At 71.5% G+C, this 21,890-nt stretch carries 21 protein-coding genes and 1 pseudogene; 10 read left to right on the top strand and 12 right to left on the bottom strand.

Going from position 1 to position 21,890, the window contains the following annotated elements; all coding sequences use genetic code 11:
* Positions 1-293, bottom strand: a 293-nt coding sequence (locus ACZ7HQ_RS24240; RefSeq protein WP_470993539.1) for a biotin carboxylase N-terminal domain-containing protein, incomplete at its 3' end; no start/stop codon positions are given.
* 364 nt (positions 294-657) lie between these two features.
* Here ACZ7HQ_RS24240 and ACZ7HQ_RS24235 point away from each other — a divergent pair.
* Positions 658-1,146 (top strand): annotated as a pseudogene (locus ACZ7HQ_RS24235) (hypothetical protein); the annotation flags it as partial.
* A 73-nt stretch (positions 1,147-1,219) separates the two neighbouring features.
* Here ACZ7HQ_RS24235 and ACZ7HQ_RS24230 read toward each other — a convergent pair.
* Genes ACZ7HQ_RS24230 through ACZ7HQ_RS24215 form a run of 4 tightly spaced genes read right to left on the bottom strand, consistent with a single transcriptional unit; the run spans position 1,220 to position 3,875 of the window.
* Positions 1,220-1,837: a Maf family protein gene (locus ACZ7HQ_RS24230; protein ID WP_470993536.1), complete on the bottom strand. Its 618-nt coding sequence runs from the start codon at positions 1,835-1,837 to the stop codon at positions 1,220-1,222.
* A gap of 34 nt (positions 1,838-1,871) precedes the next feature.
* A complete protein-coding gene (gene mmpB / locus ACZ7HQ_RS24225) occupies positions 1,872-2,000 on the bottom strand; it encodes a morphogenic membrane protein MmpB (protein WP_470993533.1) in 129 nt (42 codons plus the stop codon).
* 58 nt (positions 2,001-2,058) lie between these two features.
* The gene (locus ACZ7HQ_RS24220) at positions 2,059-2,268 is read right to left on the bottom strand and encodes an acyl-CoA carboxylase epsilon subunit (RefSeq protein WP_470993529.1); all 210 of its coding nucleotides are present in this window, start codon (positions 2,266-2,268) and stop codon (positions 2,059-2,061) included.
* A gap of 23 nt (positions 2,269-2,291) precedes the next feature.
* Complete coding sequence (locus tag ACZ7HQ_RS24215; RefSeq protein WP_470993526.1) at positions 2,292-3,875, bottom strand: acyl-CoA carboxylase subunit beta; 1,584 nt, start codon at positions 3,873-3,875, stop codon at positions 2,292-2,294.
* Between the two features lie 111 nt (positions 3,876-3,986).
* Between ACZ7HQ_RS24215 and ACZ7HQ_RS24210 the strand changes: the two genes are divergently transcribed.
* Together ACZ7HQ_RS24210 and ACZ7HQ_RS24205 are read left to right on the top strand one after the other, a co-directional pair.
* On the top strand, positions 3,987-4,847 hold the full coding sequence (locus tag ACZ7HQ_RS24210) for a biotin--[acetyl-CoA-carboxylase] ligase (RefSeq protein WP_470993523.1): 861 nt from the start codon (positions 3,987-3,989) through the stop codon (positions 4,845-4,847).
* Positions 4,848-5,323: 476 nt separating this feature from the next.
* Positions 5,324-6,430: an adenylate/guanylate cyclase domain-containing protein gene (locus ACZ7HQ_RS24205; protein WP_470993520.1), complete on the top strand. Its 1,107-nt coding sequence runs from the start codon at positions 5,324-5,326 to the stop codon at positions 6,428-6,430.
* A 4-nt stretch (positions 6,431-6,434) separates the two neighbouring features.
* On the opposite strand, the gene ACZ7HQ_RS24200 is transcribed toward ACZ7HQ_RS24205, so the two are convergent.
* On the bottom strand, positions 6,435-7,064 hold the full coding sequence (locus tag ACZ7HQ_RS24200) for a hypothetical protein (RefSeq protein WP_470993517.1): 630 nt from the start codon (positions 7,062-7,064) through the stop codon (positions 6,435-6,437).
* 195 nt (positions 7,065-7,259) lie between these two features.
* On the opposite strand from ACZ7HQ_RS24200, the gene ACZ7HQ_RS24195 reads away from it, so the two are divergent.
* From ACZ7HQ_RS24195 to hutH, 3 genes are all read left to right on the top strand, one after another.
* Complete coding sequence (locus ACZ7HQ_RS24195) at positions 7,260-8,054, top strand: enoyl-CoA hydratase/isomerase family protein (protein ID WP_470993515.1); 795 nt, start codon at positions 7,260-7,262, stop codon at positions 8,052-8,054.
* Positions 8,055-8,178: 124 nt separating this feature from the next.
* Complete coding sequence (locus ACZ7HQ_RS24190; protein ID WP_470993512.1) at positions 8,179-9,321, top strand: GGDEF domain-containing protein; 1,143 nt, start codon at positions 8,179-8,181, stop codon at positions 9,319-9,321.
* An 88-nt stretch (positions 9,322-9,409) separates the two neighbouring features.
* Positions 9,410-10,948 carry a histidine ammonia-lyase gene (hutH, locus tag ACZ7HQ_RS24185; RefSeq protein WP_470993599.1) on the top strand — a complete coding sequence of 513 codons (1,539 nt, stop codon included), beginning with the start codon at positions 9,410-9,412 and terminating at the stop codon, positions 10,946-10,948.
* Positions 10,949-11,002: 54 nt separating this feature from the next.
* Here the strand turns inward: hutH and ACZ7HQ_RS24180 are convergent, their stop codons facing one another.
* Positions 11,003-11,767 (bottom strand): hypothetical protein, encoded by a 765-nt coding sequence (locus ACZ7HQ_RS24180; RefSeq protein ID WP_470993509.1) that lies wholly within the window; start codon positions 11,765-11,767, stop codon positions 11,003-11,005.
* Positions 11,768-11,809: 42 nt separating this feature from the next.
* Positions 11,810-12,130, bottom strand: a complete 321-nt coding sequence (locus ACZ7HQ_RS24175) for a hypothetical protein (RefSeq protein ID WP_470993506.1) — start codon at positions 12,128-12,130, stop codon at positions 11,810-11,812.
* Between the two features lie 109 nt (positions 12,131-12,239).
* Between ACZ7HQ_RS24175 and ACZ7HQ_RS24170 the strand changes: the two genes are divergently transcribed.
* The 3 genes from ACZ7HQ_RS24170 (at position 12,240) to ACZ7HQ_RS24160 (ending at position 17,698) form a co-directional block, all read left to right on the top strand.
* Complete coding sequence (locus ACZ7HQ_RS24170; RefSeq protein ID WP_470993503.1) at positions 12,240-12,584, top strand: hypothetical protein; 345 nt, start codon at positions 12,240-12,242, stop codon at positions 12,582-12,584.
* 231 nt (positions 12,585-12,815) lie between these two features.
* The gene (locus ACZ7HQ_RS24165; RefSeq protein ID WP_470993500.1) at positions 12,816-14,063 is read left to right on the top strand and encodes a L,D-transpeptidase; all 1,248 of its coding nucleotides are present in this window, start codon (positions 12,816-12,818) and stop codon (positions 14,061-14,063) included.
* 395 nt (positions 14,064-14,458) lie between these two features.
* Positions 14,459-17,698, top strand: coding sequence for a S8 family peptidase (locus ACZ7HQ_RS24160; protein WP_470993497.1), 3,240 nt, complete (start codon positions 14,459-14,461; stop codon positions 17,696-17,698).
* A gap of 78 nt (positions 17,699-17,776) precedes the next feature.
* On the opposite strand, the gene ACZ7HQ_RS24155 is transcribed toward ACZ7HQ_RS24160, so the two are convergent.
* The gene (locus ACZ7HQ_RS24155; RefSeq protein WP_470993495.1) at positions 17,777-18,670 is read right to left on the bottom strand and encodes a helix-turn-helix domain-containing protein; all 894 of its coding nucleotides are present in this window, start codon (positions 18,668-18,670) and stop codon (positions 17,777-17,779) included.
* A gap of 169 nt (positions 18,671-18,839) precedes the next feature.
* On the opposite strand from ACZ7HQ_RS24155, the gene ACZ7HQ_RS24150 reads away from it, so the two are divergent.
* Complete coding sequence (locus ACZ7HQ_RS24150) at positions 18,840-19,886, top strand: NAD(P)-dependent alcohol dehydrogenase (protein WP_470993491.1); 1,047 nt, start codon at positions 18,840-18,842, stop codon at positions 19,884-19,886.
* Positions 19,887-19,953: 67 nt separating this feature from the next.
* Here ACZ7HQ_RS24150 and ACZ7HQ_RS24145 read toward each other — a convergent pair whose 3' ends face one another.
* From ACZ7HQ_RS24145 to ACZ7HQ_RS24135, 3 genes are all read right to left on the bottom strand, one after another.
* The gene (locus ACZ7HQ_RS24145; RefSeq protein ID WP_470993488.1) at positions 19,954-20,685 is read right to left on the bottom strand and encodes a type 1 glutamine amidotransferase family protein; all 732 of its coding nucleotides are present in this window, start codon (positions 20,683-20,685) and stop codon (positions 19,954-19,956) included.
* Positions 20,686-21,283: 598 nt separating this feature from the next.
* A complete protein-coding gene (locus tag ACZ7HQ_RS24140) occupies positions 21,284-21,508 on the bottom strand; it encodes a hypothetical protein (protein WP_470993485.1) in 225 nt (74 codons plus the stop codon).
* Positions 21,495-21,752: a DUF6400 family protein gene (locus ACZ7HQ_RS24135; protein WP_470993482.1), complete on the bottom strand. Its 258-nt coding sequence runs from the start codon at positions 21,750-21,752 to the stop codon at positions 21,495-21,497. The genes ACZ7HQ_RS24140 and ACZ7HQ_RS24135 overlap by 14 nt, the downstream gene beginning before the upstream one ends.
* Positions 21,753-21,890 lie beyond the last annotated feature (138 nt).

The following is a 21,890-nucleotide window of genomic DNA, read 5'->3' as shown; positions in this document are numbered from 1 at the left end:
CCCGCGTCCAGGACGGCCTGGGCGAAGTCGGCGTTCTCCGAGAGAAAGCCGTATCCGGGGTGGACGGCGTCCGCGCCGGACTCGCGGGCCGCGTTCAGGATCTTGTCGATGACCAGGTAGCTGGTGGCCGGGGTGTCACCGCCCAGAGCGAACGCCTCATCCGCGGCGCGGACATGCAGAGCGTCCCGGTCCGGGTCGGCGTAGACGGCCACGCTCGCGATCCCGGCGTCCCGACAGGCCCGGGCCACGCGGACAGCGATTTCGCCACGGTTGGCGATGAGCACCTTGCGCACGATTGAGGCTCCCTCCTTGAAACAAGCCGAGTTTAGGGACTGCCGACACGGCACTTCGACCCGTCCCCAATGGTGAGCTTGCCCACACGGAGCGTGATTCGAGGCTCGCTCGACCCGCGAAAGCCCATGTCGCACCTCGGTACGCAGGGCTCCTTCGGGAAACCCTAGCCCTGTCATGTGGTCAAGGTCTCTGTGAGAGCGTGCTGCGGCCCACTCAGTTTCTTTGTCGAGTCCCTACGAATGGCCCAATGATTCTTTGCTGGCGCGCGAACCCTTGTCCCTGGGTTTACCCGTTAGTAGCGTTCGCGATGACTCGAACGTACCTGTGGTAACAAGTAGCTGGCTCGAGAGTGGGTGGGGACCGGTGGTGCGCAGACCGGTGGCATGGGCCGTGGCGGTCGTCCTCCTGGCGGAGGCCGTCTTCATCGCCGCGCTGAACTGGTTCCTCGGAGTGGTGGTCGACCGCCAGGACATGTCCCTGGCGGGCCTGGACCCCTCCGTGATGGCGACGTCCTCGAAGATCGGCGGCGTCGTCTTCGGCCTCTACTTCGCGCTGTGCGCGCTGGTGGCCGTCCTGGTCGCGATACGCGACCGCGCCCCCGCGGGCTTCGGCCGCGTCCTGCTGATCAGTGTGGCGGTCGTCCACGGCCTGCTGGGCGCCTTCGCCTGGGGTCTGGTGGGCTGGACGGCGTTCCTGTTCATGGTGGTGGTGCTCGGCCTCGTCGTGCTGCTCCTGATGACGTACGACCGTGACGGCGGCCCCCAGCCGGACGCATCCGGCGGCGCCGGGCAGGGCGGCGACCCGAGGGCCGAGGCCGAGCCGGCCACCGCCCCGGGCCAGGTGGCCGTACCCGGGCCCCGTACGGGTGAGCCGCAGCGCGCGGAGGACGGGCCCGACGAGCCGCGGGACTCCGTCCCCGCCCAGGTCACTCGTCCGGCGACCACAACTCCGTGATGCCGACACCCAGTTCGGCCAGCAGCTTGCGCACCAGGGGCAGGCTGATGCCGATCACATTGCCGTGGTCGCCCTCGATGCCCTCGATGAACGGCGCCGAGCGGCCGTCCAGGGTGAAGGCCCCGGCGACGTAGAGGGGCTCGCCGGAGGCCACGTACGCCGCGATCTCCTCGTCGCTCGGCTCACCGAAACGGACGACGGTCGAGGCGGTCCCGGACACGTACCGCTTGGCGGCCGTGTCCCAGACGCAGTGACCCGTCTGGAGGGTGCCGGCCCGCCCGCGCATCGCCTTCCAGCGGGCGGTCGCCTCCTCGGCGTCGGCGGGCTTGCCGAGGGCCTGCCCGTCCAGCTCCAGCACGGAGTCGCAGCCGATCACCAGGGCGCCCTGCACCCCGGGCTTCGCCGCCACGACCGAGGCCTTCGCCTCGGCCAGGGCGAGCGCCAGCTCCGCCGGGGTGGGCGCGGTGACGGCGTCCTCGTCGACCCCGCTGACGATCACCTCGGGTGAGAGGCCGGCCTGCCTCAGGAGGCCCAGGCGGGCGGGGGACTGGGAGGCGAGGATCAGGCGGCGGCGTGGCTTGGCAGTCATGCCGTCAGGTTAGTCACGCAAGAGGGTGTTCGGCTCATCTCAGGCCGATGACCAGCATCGTCAGGACCATGGCCAGGGCCATGAGGAAGCCGAGCCGCCGGAGCATGTCGTGCGCTTCGCGCATGTCCTTCGGCGGCTCGTCATCCGGGTCTGACCACAGCATTCCACCAGCGTGGGCCGGGCCGGTTCAGGGCGCCTGAGTACTGGTACTCAATTGTCCCCTAGCTCGGCCAGTAGGTGCGGGTCCAGGACGCCCGGCCCGGCTTCGGCAGCCTCTGACCTGCGATCCTGCTCGGGTCGGACCACGCGTCCCTCGGGCCCTCCGCGCCGGACGGCGTTGCTGCTGCCGCCGCGGCGCGGGCGCGGACCACCGCCAGGGCGGCGGCCAGCTCCTCCGGGGTCGGGTTGCCTCGTACGACCTTGATGTTCATGACCGCTCCCAGGGTCCGCGGGCCTAGAGGGGGATGTTGCCGTGCTTCTTCGGAGGCAGGGATTCCCGCTTGGTGCGCAGCTGACGCAGGCCGCGGACGATGTGGGCGCGGGTGTCGGACGGCATGATCACCGCGTCGACGTAGCCGCGCTCGGCCGCGACGTAGGGGTTGAGGAGGGTGTCCTCGTACTCCTGGATCAGCCGGGCCCGAGTGCCCTCGACGTCCTCCGCCTCGGCGATGGTGCGGCGGTGCAGGATGTTGACCGCGCCCTGGGCGCCCATGACGGCGATCTGGGCGGTCGGCCAGGCCAGGTTGAGGTCGGCGCCCAGGTGCTTGGAGCCCATGACGTCGTACGCGCCGCCGAAGGCCTTGCGGGTGATGACGGTGATCAGCGGGACCGTCGCCTCCGCGTAGGCGAAGATCAGCTTGGCGCCGCGGCGGATGATGCCGGTGTGCTCCTGGTCGACGCCGGGGAGGAAGCCCGGGACGTCGACGAAGGTGAGCACCGGGATGTTGAAGGCGTCGCAGGTGCGCACGAACCGGGCGGCCTTCTCGGACGCGTCGATGTCCAGGCAGCCGGCGAACTGCATGGGCTGGTTGGCGACGATGCCGACCGGGAAGCCCTCGACCCGCCCGAACCCGGTGACCATGTTCGGCGCGAACAGTGCCTGCGTCTCGAAGAACTCGGCGTCGTCCAGGACGTGTTCGACCACCGTGCGGATGTCGTACGGCTGGTTCGCGCTGTCCGGGACGAGCGTGTCCAGCTCGCGGTCCTCGTCGGTGACCGAGAGGTCCGCCTCCTCCGGGAAGACCGGGGGCTCGCTGAGGTTGTTGGACGGCAGGTACGACAGCAGCTGCTTGACGTACTCGATGGCGTCCTTCTCGTCGCCCGCCATGTGGTGGGCCACGCCGGAGGTGGCGTTGTGGGTGCGGGCACCGCCCAGCTCCTCGAAGCCGACGTCCTCGCCGGTGACGGTCTTGATGACGTCCGGGCCGGTGATGAACATGTGCGAGGTCTGGTCGACCATGACCGTGAAGTCGGTGATGGCCGGGGAGTACACGGCGCCGCCCGCGCAGGGGCCGACGACCAGGCTGATCTGCGGGATGACTCCGCTGGCGTGGGTGTTGCGGCGGAAGATCTCGCCGTACGCGCCGAGGGAGGCGACGCCTTCCTGGATGCGGGCGCCGCCGGAGTCGTTGATGCCGATGACCGGGCAGCCGGTCTTCAGCGCGAAGTCCATGACCTTGACGATCTTCTGGCCGTAGACCTCGCCGAGGGCGCCGCCGAAGACGGTGAAGTCCTGGGAGAAGACGGCGACCGGGCGGCCGTCGACGGTGCCGTAGCCCGTGACCACGCCGTCGCCGTACGGACGGTTCTTGTCGAGACCGAAGTTGGTGGAGCGGTGGCGGGCGAACTCGTCCAACTCGACGAAGGAACCCTCGTCCAGCAGCAGCTCGATCCGCTCACGGGCTGTCAGCTTGCCCTTGGCATGCTGCTTTTCGACGGCACGCTCCGAACCGGCGTGCGTCGCCTCATGGATGCGACGCTGGAGATCCGCGAGCTTGCCCGCGGTGGTGTGGATGTCGATCTCTTCCGGCTCGGACATCGGGATCGCGGCTCCCTGCCTGCTCAAAAGGGGGGACGGTTACTCATCCGTAGAGTAGTGGTGCCCCTACGAATCAGCAGTGCGGCGTTTCACACACCTAGGGTGGCTTGCATGACGCCGCGAGATGCCTCAGACGACAGTCGCTGGTCCAACTTGGACCGGCCTCCCCTCAACGCCGCGGCACTGCGGCGCGCGCTGGTCCGGGAGGGGAGCCTGTACAGCGCCGTGGACGTGGTGCAGCGCACCGGCTCCACCAACTCCGACCTGGTCGCCCTGGCCGCTGCCGGGAAGGCGGACGAGGGGGCGGTGCTGGTGGCGGAGGAGCAGACGGCGGGCAAGGGCCGCCTGGACCGCCGTTGGACGGCGCCGCCGCGCTCGGGCCTGTTCTTCTCGGTGCTTCTGCGGCCCGTCGAGGTTCCGGTGGCGCGGTGGGGCTGGCTGCCGCTGCTCACCGGTGTCGCCGTGGCGGCCGGGCTGGCCCGGGCGGCGGGCGTGGACACGGCCCTGAAGTGGCCGAACGACCTGCTGGTCACGGTGGGGGGCGAGGAGCGCAAGGCCGGCGGCATCCTCGCGGAGCGGGCCGGCGAGGGAGGGGTGGTCATCGGCGTCGGCATCAACGTCACGCTGCGTGCGGACGAACTGCCGGTGCCGCAGGCGGGGTCGCTGGCGCTGGCCGGGGCGGCGGGCACGGACCGGGATCCGCTGCTGCGGGCGGTGCTGCGGTCGTTGGAGGACTGGTACGGGCGCTGGCGGCGCGCCGGTGGTGACCCTGCGGCGAGCGGGCTGCAGGAGGCGTATGCGGCGGGGTGCGCGACGCTGGGGCGCACGGTGCGGGCCGAGTTGCCCGGGGAGCGTTCCCTCGTGGGCGAGGCGGTCGCGCTCGACGGCGACGGACGGCTGGTCATCGCCACGCAGCAGGGCGTGCAGGAGCCCGTGGGGGCGGGGGACATCGTGCACCTGCGCCCCGCGTAGACCCCATGACACCGGCACAGGATGCTGCTGCGGGCGTGGCCGGCTGCGGTTCCCCAGGGGCGCGGGGAACTGCGCGACCGGCCACGGCGGACCCGCGTCCTGCGACGGGGATGGGCGCCCTGGACGGCCCCGGCACGGCCGGCGGAGCATGCGGCACATACCTGTGGTCCGCAGCGGCTGCCCTGTGCTGGTGCCGGGCCGAGGGTTGGGCCGCTTGCCGGTGCAGGGTGCTGCTGCGGGCGTGGCCGGCTGCGGTTCTCCAGGGGTGCGGGGAACTGCGCGACCGGCCACGGCGGACCCGCGTCCTGCGACGGCGATGGGCGCCCCGGACCCCCGGCACGGCCGGCGGAGCATGCCGCACGCACCCGGTTCCGAGCACGTACCCCCGGCCGAACCCAACGGAGTGAGCTGGCGCACACCTGCCGTAGAGTTGAGGCCGGTCGATATGACCGCGGCAGATCGGAAGGGCAGCAGGCGTGACCGTCGACGACACCGGCTCCGGCGCGGGCGCGGACGCCGCCGACCCCGGCGAGGATCCGCTGGCCCTGCGCCTCGAACAGCTCATCCTGGGCGCCGAGCGCCGCTACACCCCGTTCCAGGCGGCCCGTAGCGCCGGTGTCTCCATGGAGCTGGCGTCACGCTTCTGGCGGGCCATGGGCTTCGCCGACATCGGGCAGGCCAAGGCGCTGACGGAGGCGGATGTGCTGGCCCTGCGCCGGCTCGCCGGTCTGGTCGAGGCGGGGCTGCTCAGTGAGGCCATGGCGGTGCAGGTGGCCCGGTCGACGGGGCAGACCACCGCCCGGTTGGCCGAGTGGCAGATGGATTCCTTCCTGGAGGGCCTGACCGAGCCGCCCGAGCCCGGCATGACCCGCACCGAGGTGACGTACCCGATCGTCGAGCTGCTCCTGCCCGAGCTGGAGGAGTTCCTGGTGTACGTGTGGCGGCGGCAGCTCGCCGCCTCGGCCGGGCGGGTCGTGCAGTCGGCGGACGACGAGGAGATGGTCGACCGGCGGCTCGCCGTCGGCTTCGCCGATCTGGTGGGGTTCACCCGGCTGACCCGCCGGATGGAGGAGGAAGAGCTCGGGGAACTGGTCGAGGCGTTCGAGACCACCGCCGCCGACCTGGTGGCCGCGCGTGGCGGCCGGCTCATCAAGACCCTCGGCGACGAGGTGCTGTACGCGGCGGACGACGCCGGTCTCGCCGCGGACATCGCGCTGCGGCTGGTCGAGACGCTGGCGAACGACGAGACGATGCCGGAGCTGCGGGTCGGCATGGCGTTCGGCACGGTCACCACTCGTATGGGCGATGTGTTCGGTACGACGGTGAACCTGGCCTCCCGGCTGACCTCCATAGCCCCGCGGGACGCCGTGCTGGTGGACAGCGCCTTCGCGGAGGAGCTGATCCGCACCGGCGAGGCGCCCGCCTCCGAGGCGGAGGCGGCCGAGGCCGCGGCGGCCGCCGAGAAGGAGGGCGAGGAGCCGCCGGTGTACCGCTTCGCGCTCCAGCCGATGTGGCAGCGCCCGGTACGTGGGCTCGGCGTGGTCGAGCCCTGGCTGCTCACCCGGCGCGACGGTCAGTCGTAGACCACTAGCGGCCCCTGGACGCGTCGACGCACAGGCCGAGCACCGGTACGCACAGTCCGCCCGGGCCCCGGTCCGTCGTGCTGTGAGCGGGTGCGGGGCTGGTCGGTGCGGGCTGGGCGGTCGTCGGGGCCGGGCGCGGGGCGGAGGCCGTCGCCGACGGCTGTGCCGGGGTGCCCGGGGTGGCGGCCCCCCCGGTCGGAGCGGCGCTCGGTGTGGCGGTGCCGCCGGACGGCGGTGGGGGAGTGGCCGAGCCGGTGCGGGCCCCGCCCTTTCCGGTGGCCGTCGGCGCGAGGCTGCGACCGCCCATGACGGAGGTCGCCGAGGGCAGCGCGGTGGGGTCGGCGGCGACGGTGGCGCCGGTGTTCGCCGCGTGGTCCGTGGCGCCGCCCGTGTCGAGGCGGGGCTCGGCCTCCGCCGTGCCGGGGACGCCGACGCCCGCGTCCGGCGCGAACCGGACCAGGCTGAGCACGCCCGCGGCCAGCGCGAGTCCGCCGGTGGCGAGCAGCACCTTGCGCGGGCGTGGCTTGCGGTGCCGCCCGCGTCGTACGCCGGACGCGCCGGCCGGTTCTCCGTGCTCCTCCGGCTCCCGCTCCGGCCCCTCTCCCGTACGGGTCTGTGCACGTGTCGGTGACATGGTTCCCCTCCCCGCAGCGCCCCGGCGTGCCGTGGCGGATGCACGCTATGCGTTCCTGTGGGTGATGTGGGATGAGACGGGTGTGTTGTCACTCGAACGGGCGTAGGCCCGTGGACTTTCCCGAGGTCGGGTACGGCTGCGATGATCGGGCCGACAGTGCGTTAACCCGCGTTAACACGTGAACCGGAGGGTGTCATGAGCGAGGAGCGGTTCGGGGAGTTCGTGCTGGTACGGCGACACGGGCATGTCGCGGAGCTGGTCATGGACCGGCCCAAGGCGATGAACGCCGTCTCGACGGAGATGGCCCGCTCCCTCACCGGCGCGTGCACGGCGCTGGCCGCCGACCGGGACGCCCGGGTGGTGGTCCTGACCTCGTCCCACGAGCGGGCGTTCTGCGTCGGCGCGGACCTGAAGGAGCGCAACTCCTTCAGCGACGCGGATCTGCTGCGCCAGCGGCCGGTGACGCGCGGGGCGTACACCGGGGTGCTGGAGCTGCCGATGCCGGCGATCGCGGCGGTGCACGGGTTCGCGCTGGGCGGCGGTTTCGAGCTGGCCCTGTCCTGCGACCTGATCGTGGCCGACCGTACGGCGGTGGTGGGGCTGCCGGAGGTGTCCGTGGGCGTGATCCCGGGCGGTGGGGGTACGCAGCTGCTGCCGCGGCGGGTCGGGGCGGCGCGCGCGGCCGAGCTGGTCTTCTCGGCGCGGCGGGTGGAGGCGGCGGAGGCGGCCGAGCTCGGGCTCGTCGACCAGGTCGTGGACGCGGGGCGCGATCGCGAGGAGGCTCTGGCGCTCGCCGCGCGCATCGCCGGCAACTCGCCGGTCGGCCTGCGGGCCGCCAAGCGGGCGCTGCGGCTGGGGCACGGGCTGGATCTGCGTGCGGGGCTGGAGGTCGAGGACGCGGCGTGGCGGTCGGTGGCGTTCTCCGGGGACCGGGCGGAGGGTGTGGCGGCGTTCAACGAGAAGCGCGAGCCGCAGTGGCCGGGGGAGTAGCCGGGCCTTGGTTCTCCGGGTGCCCCGGGCTGTAGCGGGGGGGGCGGGCCGCTCCCGCGGTGGCGGGGCACCTGTTCGCCCCACCAGCGGCCCGAATCCCCCCAAACCTCCCTAACCTGGAGTAATGGGTGAGGACAAACGGCTCGCGGCTGTCGTGGCGCTGGCGCAGGGAATGGCGGCGGCCCACACCCCGCGGGACTCGTGGCAGGCCGCGGCGCTCGGCGCCTGCCGTGCGCTGGACGGCGGCTTTGCCGCGCTGTCGGTGTGGGAGCGGGAGCTGGGCCGGCTGCGCGTCCTCGTGAACGTGGGGGACCGGCGCCCGGATGAGGAGGAGTTCCCGGAGTCCGAGGCCTATCCGGTGCACCAGTTCCCGGAGATCACCGAGTTCCTGCACGAGCGGTGGGCCGGAGGGGGTGGACCCAACGCGTGGGTGGAGACCGCCGAGGGGACCGCCGCCGGCACCCCCGGCTACTTCCACCACCGCGTCGCGGCCCTGCGTCGCAGAGGCCGCGGCTGCTGTGTCGTCGCACCCCTCGTCCTGCACGGGAGGGCCTGGGGCGAGCTGTACGTCGCCCGTCCCGTCGACGCCCCCGTCTTCGACCGGGCCGACGCCGACTTCGCCACCGTGCTGGCCTCCGTCGTCGCCGCCGGGCTCGCGCAGACCGAGCGGCTGGAGGAGGCCCGCCGGCTCGCGTACACCGACGCCCTCACCGGGCTCGCCAACCGCCGGGCCGTGGACGTGCGCCTGGAGGAGGCCGTGGAGCGGCACCGCACGGAGGGTGTGGCCGTCAGTCTCGTCGTCTGTGATCTCAACGGGCTGAAGCGGGTCAACGACACCCTCGGGCACGCCGTCGGCGACCGGCTCCTGGAGCGCTTCGGCTCGGTGCTGTCGCTGTGCGGGGCGATGGTGCCCGGCGCGCTGGTCGCGCGGCTCGGCGGGGACGAGTTCTGCCTGCTGGCGGTCGGGCCGCCCGCCGATGACGTCGTCAAGGCCGCCGACGAACTGTGCCGTCGGGCGGGGGAGCTGGAGCCGGGGGAGGGGGTGGCGTGCGGGATCGCCTCGACCGAGGACCCGATCGGGGAGGTGCGCGACGCCCGGCGGTTGTTCCGGCTCGCCGACGCCGCCCAGTACCGGGCCAAGGCCCTGCGCGTCGACCGTCCGGTGGTCGCGGGCCGGGAGGGGCCCGGGGATCCGGTCGTACGGCTGGCCGACGAGCCGCCGCCCGCACGGGCCGAGCGGCGCCGGTTCCGCGGGCGCCTGCCGTGAGGCGAAGGCCACACGCATCGGTAAGGGGCACTCCCGTTCCCCACTAGTGACATCCATGCATTCAATGCGTACGCTCCTGAATATGGATATGCACACTGTGGTGGTGGGGACGTCGGGTGTCACGGCGTCCGACGTTCTCGCCGTGGCGCGCGGCGGTGCCCGCATCGAGCTGTCGGCACAGGCGGTGGCGGCCCTGGCGGCGGCCCGCGAGATCGTGGACGCCCTGGCGGCCAAGCCGGAGCCGGTCTACGGCGTCTCCACCGGCTTCGGAGCCCTGGCGACCCGGCACATCAGCCAGGAACTGCGCGCCCAGCTGCAGCGCAACATCGTCCGCTCGCACGCCGCCGGCATGGGGCCGAGGGTGGAGCGGGAAGTCGTACGGGCCCTGATGTTCCTGCGGCTCAAGACCGTCTGCTCCGGGCACACCGGCGTCCGTCCCGAGGTCGCGCAGACCATGGCCGACGTGCTGAACGCCGGGATCACCCCGGTCGTGCACGAGTACGGCTCGCTCGGCTGCTCCGGCGACCTGGCCCCGCTGTCCCACTGCGCCCTGACCCTGATGGGCGAGGGGGACGCCGAGGGCCCCGACGGCACCGTCCGGCCCGCCGGTGAGCTGCTCGCCGAGCACGGGATCCAGCCGGTCGAGCTGCGCGAGAAGGAGGGCCTCGCCCTCCTCAACGGCACCGACGGCATGCTCGGCATGCTGATCATGGCCCTCGCCGACCTCGACACCCTCTACAAGTCCGCCGACGTCACCGCCGCCCTCAGCCTGGAGGCGCTGCTCGGGACGGACAAGGTGCTCGCCCCCGAGCTGCACGCCATCCGGCCCCACCCGGGGCAGGGCGCCAGCGCCGCCAACATGCTCGCCGTGCTGAAGGGTTCCCAGCTCACCGGGCACCACCAGGACGACGCCCCGCGCGTGCAGGACGCCTACTCGGTGCGCTGTGCCCCGCAGGTCGCCGGTGCCGGGCGGGACACGATGGCGCACGCCCGGCTGGTCGCCGAGCGCGAGCTGGCCTCCGCCGTCGACAACCCGGTCGTGCTGCCCGACGGGCGTGTGGAGTCCAACGGCAACTTCCACGGTGCGCCCGTGGCCTACGTCCTGGACTTCCTCGCCGTCGCCGCGGCCGACCTCGGCTCCATCGCCGAACGCCGCACCGACCGGCTGCTGGACAAGAACCGCAGCCACGGGCTCCCGCCGTTCCTCGCCGATGACGCGGGTGTCGACTCCGGGCTGATGATCGCCCAGTACACGCAGGCCGCGCTGGTGAGTGAGATGAAGCGGCTGGCCGTGCCCGCCTCCGCGGACTCCATTCCCTCCTCCGCCATGCAGGAGGACCACGTGTCCATGGGCTGGTCGGCCGCGCGCAAGCTGCGCACCGCCGTCGGCAACCTCACGCGGATCATCGCCGTCGAGCTGTACGCGGCCACCCGCGCCATCGAGCTGCGCCAGGGCCTCACCCCGGCGCCCGCGTCCCAGGCCGTCATCGAGGCCGTGCGCGCCGCAGGTGTGCAGGGGCCGGGCCCGGACCGCTTCCTCGCACCCGACCTGGCCGCCGCCGACGCGTTCGTGCGCGGAGGTCACCTCGTCGCCGCGGCGGAGTCGGTCACCGGTCCGCTGCAGTAACGTCCCGGCACGAGAACAGGGGCCCCGCCGTGGTGCGGGGCCCCTGTTTCCACGTCACTTCAGCTTGGCCTGCTGGGCCTTGACGACCTCCGGCGGCACCGCGTAGGTCTTCTTGGCCATCATGGCGCCCAGGTTCGAGGTGAAGTAGACCGACAGGGTGTTCCCGAGCCGGACGACCTCGGCGTGCACGGGCGCCGCGTCCCCGTCGTCCGGGTCCATCGTCGCGGTGAACGCCACCGACCCGTCCCCGGTGCCCGTCGCCCTCTCCTCGGCGACCTCGGTGAACCGCACCTTCGTACCCGCCTGCTGGGCGGGGAAGCCGCTCGCGCAGGACCTGAGGGCGGGGGAGACCGACGCGAGGGCCTTCTCGGCACCGTCCCCGTCGTACGAGGCCAGGGTGACGGTGGTGACGTCCCGGTCCAGCGACCTGTGCATCCTCTCCTCGACCTGCTTCTCGTCGAGGCCGTCCAGCGAAGTGGGCCTGGCCGAGGGGTTCTTCTTCGGGTTCTCCATGGCCAGCCGGTCGGCCTTGGCCGCCGCGTCGACCGGCGGGAGCCCGCTCAGCACGCGGACCAGCGGCCGGCACGGCGCGCTGTCGGTCGTGACGGGTTTGGCGCGGGCGGCCGGCACCGGCTGCACCCGGTACCCCGGCACCTCGCCCTCGGCGATGATCCGCTTGTTCAACTCCGCGGCGCTCAGCGCCTTCGCGGACGCACCGGATTCCTTCGAATCGCCCTGGGAGCAGCCCGTGACAAGGGCGAGCGACAGCGCACCCACCACCGCGGTGGCACACCGTCGCACGCCCGATGATCTCTTCATGGGCGAACTATGTGCGGCTCGTCAAAGGGTCGTCAAGGGGAATTAAAAGCCCATGCGTTCACGGCGCACGGAGTAGAGCACGAAGCCGGCGCCCACACCGAGGAAGAGGGTGCCGCCGACGACGTACGGCGTGGTGTCGGGGCTTCCGGTGTCGGCGAGTTCGGTGTCGTCCGCCGCGTCCCGGGCGGCCTCCGAGGTCGCCCGTGACACCGCCCTGGCCTGCTGGGTCACATGTGTCATGGACGTTTCCGCACGCGCTCTGCCCGAGTCCTGCGACGCGTTCGCGGACGGGACGAACCACAGTGCGCACAGCAGGGTGCCCGCCGCGGTGGCGGTCAGCAGCGGTCGGCGAACGGATGACACGGAATATCGATCCCCTTGTGACGCTGGCGAATTGGCCGTGGGGAGCGATGTTAGTGAAAGTCGCGGGTCACAGGAAAGTCACGGGAGGTTTCGGTCGTACGCTCCCGCCATGAGTGCTGAAGACACATCACGGTTTGTACGGCTTCGAGTGGAGCTGGTCCTCGAGGTGCAGGACGAGGACGAGGTGGCCAAGGCCGCGCTGGGCCGGCTCGCCCGGGACCGGGAGCTTCCGGAGGCCGAGCGGTCCCAGACCGAGGGAGCTGTGACGGAAGACACCGCCGAGGCTCTTGCGTATCTCGTGGACCCGTTCGACCTGGTCAGCGAGGTGCCCGGGGTGGAACTCCAGCAGGCGTCCTGGTCGAGTGAGCGGATCGACTACGACCCTGACTCGTCCGACTGGGACCTCGACGAGGATGATGGGGAGGACGACGAAGAAGAGGACGGCATCGGCTGAGCGTCCCGGGGCACCCATGACCCCGGACGGCAACCGCCGTCCGGGGCTTCGTCGTCTCAGGGGGGCGCACGGACGACTTCCGCACCATCCGCCTCGGGCGACCGGGGCGACCGTGGTGCGCCTAACACATGCGAACCATGTGGAAAAGGACGGATCGCCCGTAGCGTGGAGGGTTCGCAACGGGGGACCTCGGGGTTTTCACGGAATTCGGCAACGATGGAGAAGCGTGTGATGACGGACAGTAAGCGGCGCAAGGGCCTGATGGCCGCGTCCGCACTGCTCGGTGGTGTGCTGGCACTCACGGGCTGTTCCGGCGGCGGCCACACCAAGGCGGCCGACGACGGCAACAGCTCGCAGGCGAAGGCCGACGAGGCGGCGGCCAAGAAGTCGTCCGCGGCGCAGATCACCATCACACCCAAGGACGGCTCCGACAACGCCTCCATCAACAACTCGGCCGGCGTCAGGGTCGTCAAGGGCACGCTGACCGGCGTCACGATGACCACTCAGGACGGCAGGGCCGTCCCCGGTCAGCTCTCCGCCGACAGGACCAGCTGGAAGCCCACCGTCCAGCTGCAGCGCTCGACCACCTACAAGGTCGCCGCGGAGGCCAAGGACTCCCAGGGCCGCATAGCCAACGAGAACGCGTCCTTCACCACCGTCTCCCCGGCCAACAGTTTCATCGGCAGCTTCACCCCGGACAACGGCGCGACCGTCGGTGTCGGCATGCCGGTGTCGATCAACTTCGACAAGGCGATCACCAACAAGGCGGCCGTGCAGAAGGGCATCACGGTCAGCTCCAGCAGCGGCCAGGAGGTCGCCTGCCACTGGTTCAACGCCAACCGCATGGACTGCCGCCCGGAGCAGTACTGGAAGGCGGGCTCCACCGTCACCCTGAAGCTCGCGCTCGACGGCGTCCAGGGCGCGCCCGGTGTCACCGGCATCCAGCAGAAGACGGTCACCTTCCACATCGGCCGCAACCAGGTCTCGTACGTCGACGCGAAGACCAAGCAGATGAAGGTCACGCAGGACGGCAGGGTCGTCAAGACCATCCCGATCTCCGCGGGCGCCCCCGAGCACACCACCTACGAGGGCCAGATGGTGATCTCGGAGAAGTTCAAGCAGACCCGGATGAACGGCGCGACGGTCGGCTTCAAGGACTCCGACGGCAAGGGCGAGTACGACATCAAGGACGTGCCGCACGCCATGCGCCTGACCAACTCCGGCACCTTCATCCACGGCAACTACTGGGGCGCGCCGTCCGTCTTCGGCAACGTCAACACCAGCCACGGCTGTGTCGGCCTGCAGGACGTCAAGGGCGCCGGCGACCCGAACACGCCGGCCGCGTGGTTCTACGGCAACTCGCTGATCGGTGACGTGGTCGTCGTCCAGAACACCGGCGACAAGACGGTCGCCCCCGACAACGGCCTCAACGGCTGGAACATGAGCTGGGCCCAGTGGAAGGCCGGCTCCGCCGTCTGACGCTCCCGTCCCTGCCTCTCCAGTGCCGCCCCCAGGGGCGGCACTGGCGTTTTTGACCGCGAAGAAGGCCCCGCGGCTCGCCACCATCCGGAAGGGAATGATCACAGTGAGGGAGAACGCCGGCACCTGACGGTTTGTTACAGCGATCCGGCCACGGCGTAACAGTTTTCCGTCGCTCTTTCTTACCGTCCTCTCGTCCATTGAGCCGCCCGAACACCCCCCGGCATACTGCGTGATCCGGGGGGTGCCGTGCCTGCGTACGCCATCGACCCCGCCCGGGTGAACGGGGAATTCGCCCGGTACTCCATCTCCAGGGGGAGAACTTGCGCAGACAAGTGAAAAGAGCTGCTGCGGCCGGTATTGCCACGGCCGCAGCCGTCGCCCTCGCAGCGGGTATGACCAGCCCGGCGTCGGCGAGGCCCGCGGAGCGCACCCCGACCGTCGCCTCCGCGCTCACCGCGAAGACCCATGTCACTCTCATCACCGGTGACCGCGTCGCCCTCGACGCCAAGGGCCGGATCGTCGGCATCGAGCGGGCCGAGGGACGTGAGCACATACCCGTCCAGGTCCGCAGAACGAAGAGCCACACGCTCGTCGTCCCGGTGGACGCGGCGCGCCTGGTGGCCTCCGGAGTGCTGGACCAGCGCCTGTTCGACGTCACCGAGCTGAACAAGGCCGACACCCGCAGAGCCCAGAAGAACGGCCTGAAGGTCATCGTCGGCTACACCGGTTCCGCGGCCACGGCCAGGGCCGACGTCCGGGGCGCGGGCCATCTGCGCCGCAGCCTCGGCGCCCTCGACGCCGACGCCGTGCAGACGCCCGTCCAGGGCACCGCCCGGCTGTGGCACGCCGTCACCGACGGCGGCCGGGCCGCCTCCGGCATCGCGCACGTCTGGCTCGACGGCGTCCGCCGGGCCTCCCTCGACAAGTCCGTGCCGCAGATCGGCGCGCCCGTCGCGTGGAAGGCGGGCTACACCGGCAAGGGCGTGAAGGTCGCCGTCCTGGACACCGGCGTGGACACCCGTCACCCGGACCTCAAGGACCAGGTGGTCCAGTCCAGGAACTTCACCTCCGCGTCCGACGCCGCCGACCACTTCGGGCACGGCACCCACGTCGCCTCCATCGTGGCCGGCACCGGCGCCAGGTCGGGCGGCAAGTACCGGGGTGTCGCACCGGACGCCAAGATCCTCAACGGCAAGGTCCTGGACGACACCGGCTCCGGTGACGACTCCGGCATCCTCGCCGGCATGGAGTGGGCGGCCGCACAGGGCGCCTCCGTCGTCAACCTCAGCCTCGGCGGCTACGACAGCCCCGGCATCGATCCGCTCGAGGCCGAGGTCAACAAGCTCTCCGCCACCAAGGGCATCCTGTTCGCGATCGCCGCGGGCAACGACGGCCCCCAGTCGATCGGTTCGCCGGGCAGCGCGGACGCCGCGCTCACCGTCGGCGCCGTCGACAAGAAGGACAAGCTCGCCGACTTCTCCTCCACCGGCCCGCGCGTCGGCGACGGCGCCATCAAGCCCGACGTCACCGCGCCCGGCGTGGACATCACCGCCGCCGCGGCCAAGGGCAGCGTCATCGACCAGGAGGTCGGCGAGAAGCCCGAGGGCTACCTGACCCTCTCCGGCACCTCGATGGCCACCCCGCACGTCGCCGGCGCCGCCGCGATCCTCAAGCAGGAACACCCCGACTGGGGCTACGCCGAGCTGAAGGGCGCGCTGACCGGCTCCGCCAAGGGCGGCAAGTACACGCCGTTCCAGCAGGGTTCGGGCCGAATCGCGGTGGACAAGGCCTACCGGCAGACCGTGATCGCCGAGCCGGTCTCGGTGAGCTTCGGTGTGCAGCAGTGGCCGCACACCGACGACAAGCCGGTCACCAGGAAGGTGACGTACCGCAACCTCGGCGACAAGGACGTCACGCTCACCCTGAGCAGCACCGCCACCGACCCCAGGGGCCACGCGGCCCCGTCGGGCTTCTTCACGCTGGGCGCGACGCGGCTGACGGTCCCGGCGCACGGCAGGGCGTCCGTCGACCTCACCGCCGACACCAGGCTGGGCGGCACCCTGGACGGCGCCTACTCCGCGTACGTGACCGCGACCGGCGCCGGCCAGAGCGTCCGCACGGCCGCCGCGGTGCAGCGCGAGGTGGAGTCGTACGACGTCACGCTGAAGTTCATCGGCCGTGACGGCAAGCCCGCCAAGTACTACAGCGCCGACCTCAGCGGCGTGGGCGGCCTGGCGAAGGGCACGGAAGCGAGCCCGAACGACCCGTCCGGCACGGTGAGGGTGCGCGCGCCCAAGGGCACGTACATCCTCAACTCCTCCGTCTTCGGGAGCGAGGACGGCACCAAGGGCGCCGACTGGATCGCCGAGCCGAAGCTGACCGTCGCCAAGAAGCAGACGATCACGATCGACGCGCGCAAGGCCAAGCCGGTGGACATCACCGTGCCGGCCTCACACGTGACGTCGCAGTTCGCCTCGCCGGGCTACACCCTCACGATCGGCGACTACGAGTACGGCTACGGCTGGTTCCTGGACACGTACAAGAACTTCCGCACCGCCCACCTGGGCCCGAAGCTCCCCGCGGGACAGCTGTACCAGCAGTGGGACGGCCACTGGACCAGGGGGACGAGCGAGCAGTACGACGTCACCGGCGGCGGCCCGGTCACCAGGCTCGCCACCGGCTACACCAAGCACTACAAGGCGAGCGAGCTGGCCACCGTCAAGGCCCGGCTCGGTTCCTCCGTGGACGGCAGGACCGGCTCGGTCGGGGCCGCCGGCTGGCTGCCCGGCAGCACGGGCGCCTCGTCCATCGAGGTGCCGCAGAAGCTGCCCGGCATCCGCACCCTGCACCTGTCCGCCGTCGGCGGGGTCCTGTGGGACCTGGAGTTCACCCAGTACGGCGGGGTCGACCAGGACGGCTTCCCGCTGACGGACGCCTCGTACTCGCTCGGCGAGTCCTCCTTCAAGGCCGGCCGCAGCTACACGAGGACGGTCAACACCGCGGTCTTCGGCCCGCACCTCGACAAGGACTTCGGCCTCTACCGCAACGGCGACGAGATCTACGGTTCGCTGCCGCTGTTCGCCGACTCCGGCAGCCACCCCGGGTCCTCGGCCTTCACTTCGGTGAACACCACCCTCTACCGCGACGGCACCAAGGTCGGCTCCACCGACGACCCGCTGGTCGGCGAGGCGACCTTCAAGGTGCCGGCCGGTGACGCCGCCTACAAGCTGACCACTTCGGTCAAGCGCTCGGCGAGCGTCGCCCGGGCCTCCTCCCGGATCGACGCCACCTGGACGTTCCGCTCCAGGAAGGTGTCCGGCACCGCGGTCCAGCTCCCCGCCTCCGTCCTGCGCTACGGCGTCACGACCGGCCTGGACAGCCGGGTCGAGGCCGGCCGGACGGTCACCTTCCCGGTCACCGTGGAGGGTTCCGCGGCGGGCGGCAACCTGAAGTCGCTCACGGTGTACGTCTCCTACGACGGCACGACCTTCAAGAAGGCCGACGTCCGCGGCGGCAGGATCACCGTGAAGAACCCGGCGAAGGGCGCGTCCCTCTCCCTGCGCTCCACGATCACCGACAAGCAGGGCAACACGTCGCAGATCACGGTCTACGACGCGTACTTCGGCAAGTGAGCCGCAGCGCCCACTGACGAGTGAGGGGCACCCGGAGCAGGGCTCCGGGTGCCCCTTTTCACACCGGGAGGCGGGCCGTCAGGCCGACGGCACCGCGTGGGCCGCGTCCGTGCCCCAGCTGGCCAGGAGCCGGAGGGAGTCGGCGGACGGGGAGCCCGGCTCGGCGTGGTAGGTCACCAGGGACTGGTCGGTGTCCTCCGTCAGGCGGAAGGACTCGAAGTTCAGGGACAGGTCACCCACCAGCGGGTGGTGCAGGCACTTGACGCCGTGGCTCTTCTCCTTGACGTCGTGCGTCGCCCACAGCCGGCGGAACTCGTCGCTCTTGACGGACAGTTCACCGACGAGCGCCGACAGCCGCGGGTCGTCCGGATAGCAGCCCGCGTCCATGCGCAGGGCGCAGACGATGTCGATCGCCTTCTGCTCCCAGTCGACGAACAGATCGCGGTAGTCGGGGCGCAGGAACACCAGGCGGGCCCAGTTGCGCTCGGCGGGCGGCAGCTCCGCCCAGTCGCCGAAGAGCGCCGCCGCCATCCGGTTCCAGGCGAGGATCTCCGAGCGCCGCCCGACGATGTACGCCGGTACGCCGTCCATCGTGTCCAGCAGCTGCCGCAGCGAGGAGCGGACCTGCTGCTGGCGCGCCGCCGGCTTCTTCTTGTGCGACTTCGGCTTGGCCAGATGCGTCAGGTGCGCGTGCTCGGCGTCCGTCAGCCTGAGCGCCCGGGCGATCGCGTCCAGGACCTCCGCCGAGACGTTCCGCCCGTTGCCCTGTTCCAGGCGGGTGTAGTACGCCACCGACACCCCGGCCAGCTGTGCCAGCTCCTCGCGGCGCAGCCCCGGCACCCGCCGGTGCCGGCCGAAGTCGGGCAGCCCCACGTCCTCCGGCTTCAGCCGGGCCCGCCGGCTGCGCAGGAACTCGCTCAGTTCGGCCCGCCGGTCCAGGGGCGGGGAGGAGGGCAGGGGCTGGTTTTCCATACAACCAGTATTCACGGTCGTACGTACAGGAACCTGACCCCGCCAGTGGTAGGCACGGCAGACGTACGCAGAGGCGTGGTCTGGGTGGCCGTCGTAGCGTGAGAGAGGGTGATTGCGTGCCCGGCGGAAAGGCAGCCGGGCGCGATGACATCGCTAGGAGAACCCCGGCATGACCACCACTGTTGCTGCTTACGCCGCGCCCGCCGCGAAGGCCCCGCTGGAGCGGACCACGATCGAGCGGCGCGCGGTCGGCGAGTTCGACGTCCTGATCGACATCGAGTTCGCCGGTATCTGCCACTCCGACATCCACCAGGCCCGGGAGGGCTGGGGCACCGCGATCTTCCCGATGGTGCCCGGCCACGAGATCGCGGGCGTCGTCTCCGAGGTCGGCCCGGGTGTCACGAAGTACGCCGTCGGCGACCGCGTGGGCGTCGGCTGCATGGTCGACTCCTGCCGTGAGTGCGACAACTGCAGGGCCGGTCTGCAGCAGTACTGCACCGGCGGCGGCCCGAACTGGACGTACAACTCCGTCGGCAAGGACGGGCAGCCCACCTACGGCGGCTACTCGCAGAAGATCGTCGTCGACGAGAACTACGTCGTCCGCATCCCCGACGGCCTCCCCCTCGACGTGGCGGCCCCGCTGCTGTGCGCCGGCATCACCACCTACTCGCCCCTGAAGCACTGGAACGCCGGTCCGGGCAAGAAGGTCGCGGTCGTCGGCCTGGGCGGCCTCGGGCACATGGGAGTGAAGATCGCCGCCGCCCTCGGCGCGGAGGTCACGGTCCTCTCCCAGTCCCTGCGCAAGAAGGACGACGGTCTGAAGCTGGGCGCCACCCACTACCACGCCACCAGTGACCCGAAGACCTTCGAGGACCTCAAGGGCACCTTCGACATCATCCTCAACACGGTGTCGGCGCCGCTCGACTTCGATGCCTACCTGTCCCTGCTGCGCACGGACGGTGCGATGGTGAACGTCGGCATCCCGGAGGAGCCGGTGAACATCCTGCTCTCCTCGGTGTTCGGCCACCGCCGCAGCATCAGCAGCTCCGGGATCGGCGGCATCCAGGAGACCCAGGAGATGCTCGACTTCTGCGCCGAGCACAACCTGGGCGCCGAGATCGAACTGATCCGGGCCGACCAGATCAACGAGGCGTACGAGCGTGTCGTGGGCAGCGACGTCCGGTACCGCTTCGTGATCGACACGGCCACGATCTGAGTCACCGGTCCTGCCCGGTGCCCGGCAGCGCGGCAGGCGGGCGGTGCGGGGGAGGGGGAGGCATGCCTCAGCTGGTCCCGGCCGGAGTCACCGGGAACCCCTCCCCGGCCCGGTGGGCCCGCACCAGCACACCCCCGCCCCCGCCGGGCCGTACGACATGGACGCGTCCCCGGCCCGCCACCCGCGCCTCCCCGTGCTCCACCGTGACCAGGGTGTTCTCGTCCACGGCGACGCCGTACGGCACGTCCCCGCGCCCGACCGCCGCGACCAGCCGGGCCAGCGTCCCCCACTGGGCCGCGTGGACGTCCACCGCGAACGGCACCAGCCCGAGCCCCGCCCGCACCTCGACCTCCGCCAGGTCCTCCCCGGTCTCCTCCGGGCACACCGGCACCCCGTCCACCAGCCACCCTCCGACCACCGCCCGCCGCGCGGCCACGGCGGCACCGGCGGAGAAGCCCGCGTACGGCATCCCGCGCCCGGCGAGCAGTGCCGGCAGGCGCTCGCGGCAGTCCGCGAGCGCCTCCTGGTAGGCGGGTGTCAGCCCACCGCACACCAGCAGTCCGTCGATCCCGTCCAGCGCCTCCTGTGGCTCGAACCGGTCGCCCAGCGGTACGAGCAACGGCACGGGCGTGCACGGCCCGGCCCCCCGCAGCGCCTCGGCATACCGCTCGTACCGGGCCGCCCCGTCGCCCTCGTCGACGACCAGACACCCGATGCGCCGGCCGTGGCCGACCGCATGGACGAACGGCTCGTAGACCTCGACCGTGTCCCACCCGCCGCCGATGAGGAACGTGCTCATCCCGCTGCCTCCCCCTGCTGTGCGTCTGTGGTCTCGTGAGCGGTGAATGTACGGGGCAGGGGCCGCCCCGTCGCCGGATTTACCGGGCGGTCCCGCCTGTCCGAACCGGATCCCCGGGTCGCGCGGTTGGAAGCGGGACGAACGGAACTGCGGGGCTGGTCGCGGAGTTGCGGTGAGCGTTCAGCGCCGAGGAAACGGCGTCGAGGAGTCGGCGTTGAGTTACGAGGTCGCGCCGGGGCTCGTGGTCAGGAGTCGCCCGTCACGCGGCGCGCCGACGCCTCCGCCCGGCCGGCCCGGGCCAGGAGGCGGGCACGGCTGCGGGGCCACCACAGCAGACCGGCCAGGAAGAGCACGACCACCAGCCAGGAGGCGGTGGTCTCGCCGGGGCCAGAACCTGGCCATCCGGCGCGCCACCCGGGGCCCGTGCAACAGGCTCAGCACCCCGAAGACCACCACGGCGCCCACCCCCCGGCTCACCGGCCCCCGCTGCCACATCCAGCCCGGAACGAGAAGCACCCGTCCACGGTGGCCCTCACCCCTCACCCTGACGACGACCGCACCGGCACGTCGCTCCGGAGGGACACCCGCGCAGCCGTGCTCAACCGGTGCGGGTGGCGCCGAAGCCCGTTTCGTGGTCCCAGACGTGGGTGCACGAGGGGCACTGCAGGTGGAGCAGGCTGCCCGTGTTGGAGAGCAGATAACGCCAGTGCCGTGAGCACCTGCGACCCTGCTCGCACGTGGCGCAGCCCCGGTGGTCCGCACAGTGCGGGCAGGTCACCCAGGCGCGGCGTCCGATGTCCGCCTGGGGATCAAGCGGAAGCACGGCCGTCTCCGCGCTGAGGGAGGACCCCGGACGCGACGAGGGCGTCGTATATCCGCTGCTGTTCCTGGTCGAGGCCGGAGTACAGCAGGTCGTACGCCTCCTCCTCGCCACGCATCATCTCGACGGGGTCCCAGTCGGCGCCGAGCGCGTCCATGACATGGGCCCGCCGGGTCATCTCATGGCCGGTGAGATCGACGGCGAAGTCGACCGGTTCGGTGGGAAGCGCGGCATCTTGGGTGGACATGCGACCGAACATAGGTACGTCGTCCGGTCGCGACAAGGGCACGTGGGGCACGTCACAGCAGGTCGAAGGGGGTCAGGCGGGGGAACGGCCTGACTGTGACCGTGCACTGACGACGAATCACCTTTCTGGCCTGTTATG

The organism is Streptomyces sp. NPDC037290, assembly GCF_055603245.1.
The sequence above is the reverse complement of the archived record's forward strand: the minus strand, read 5'-3'. Positions and strand labels throughout refer to the sequence as shown.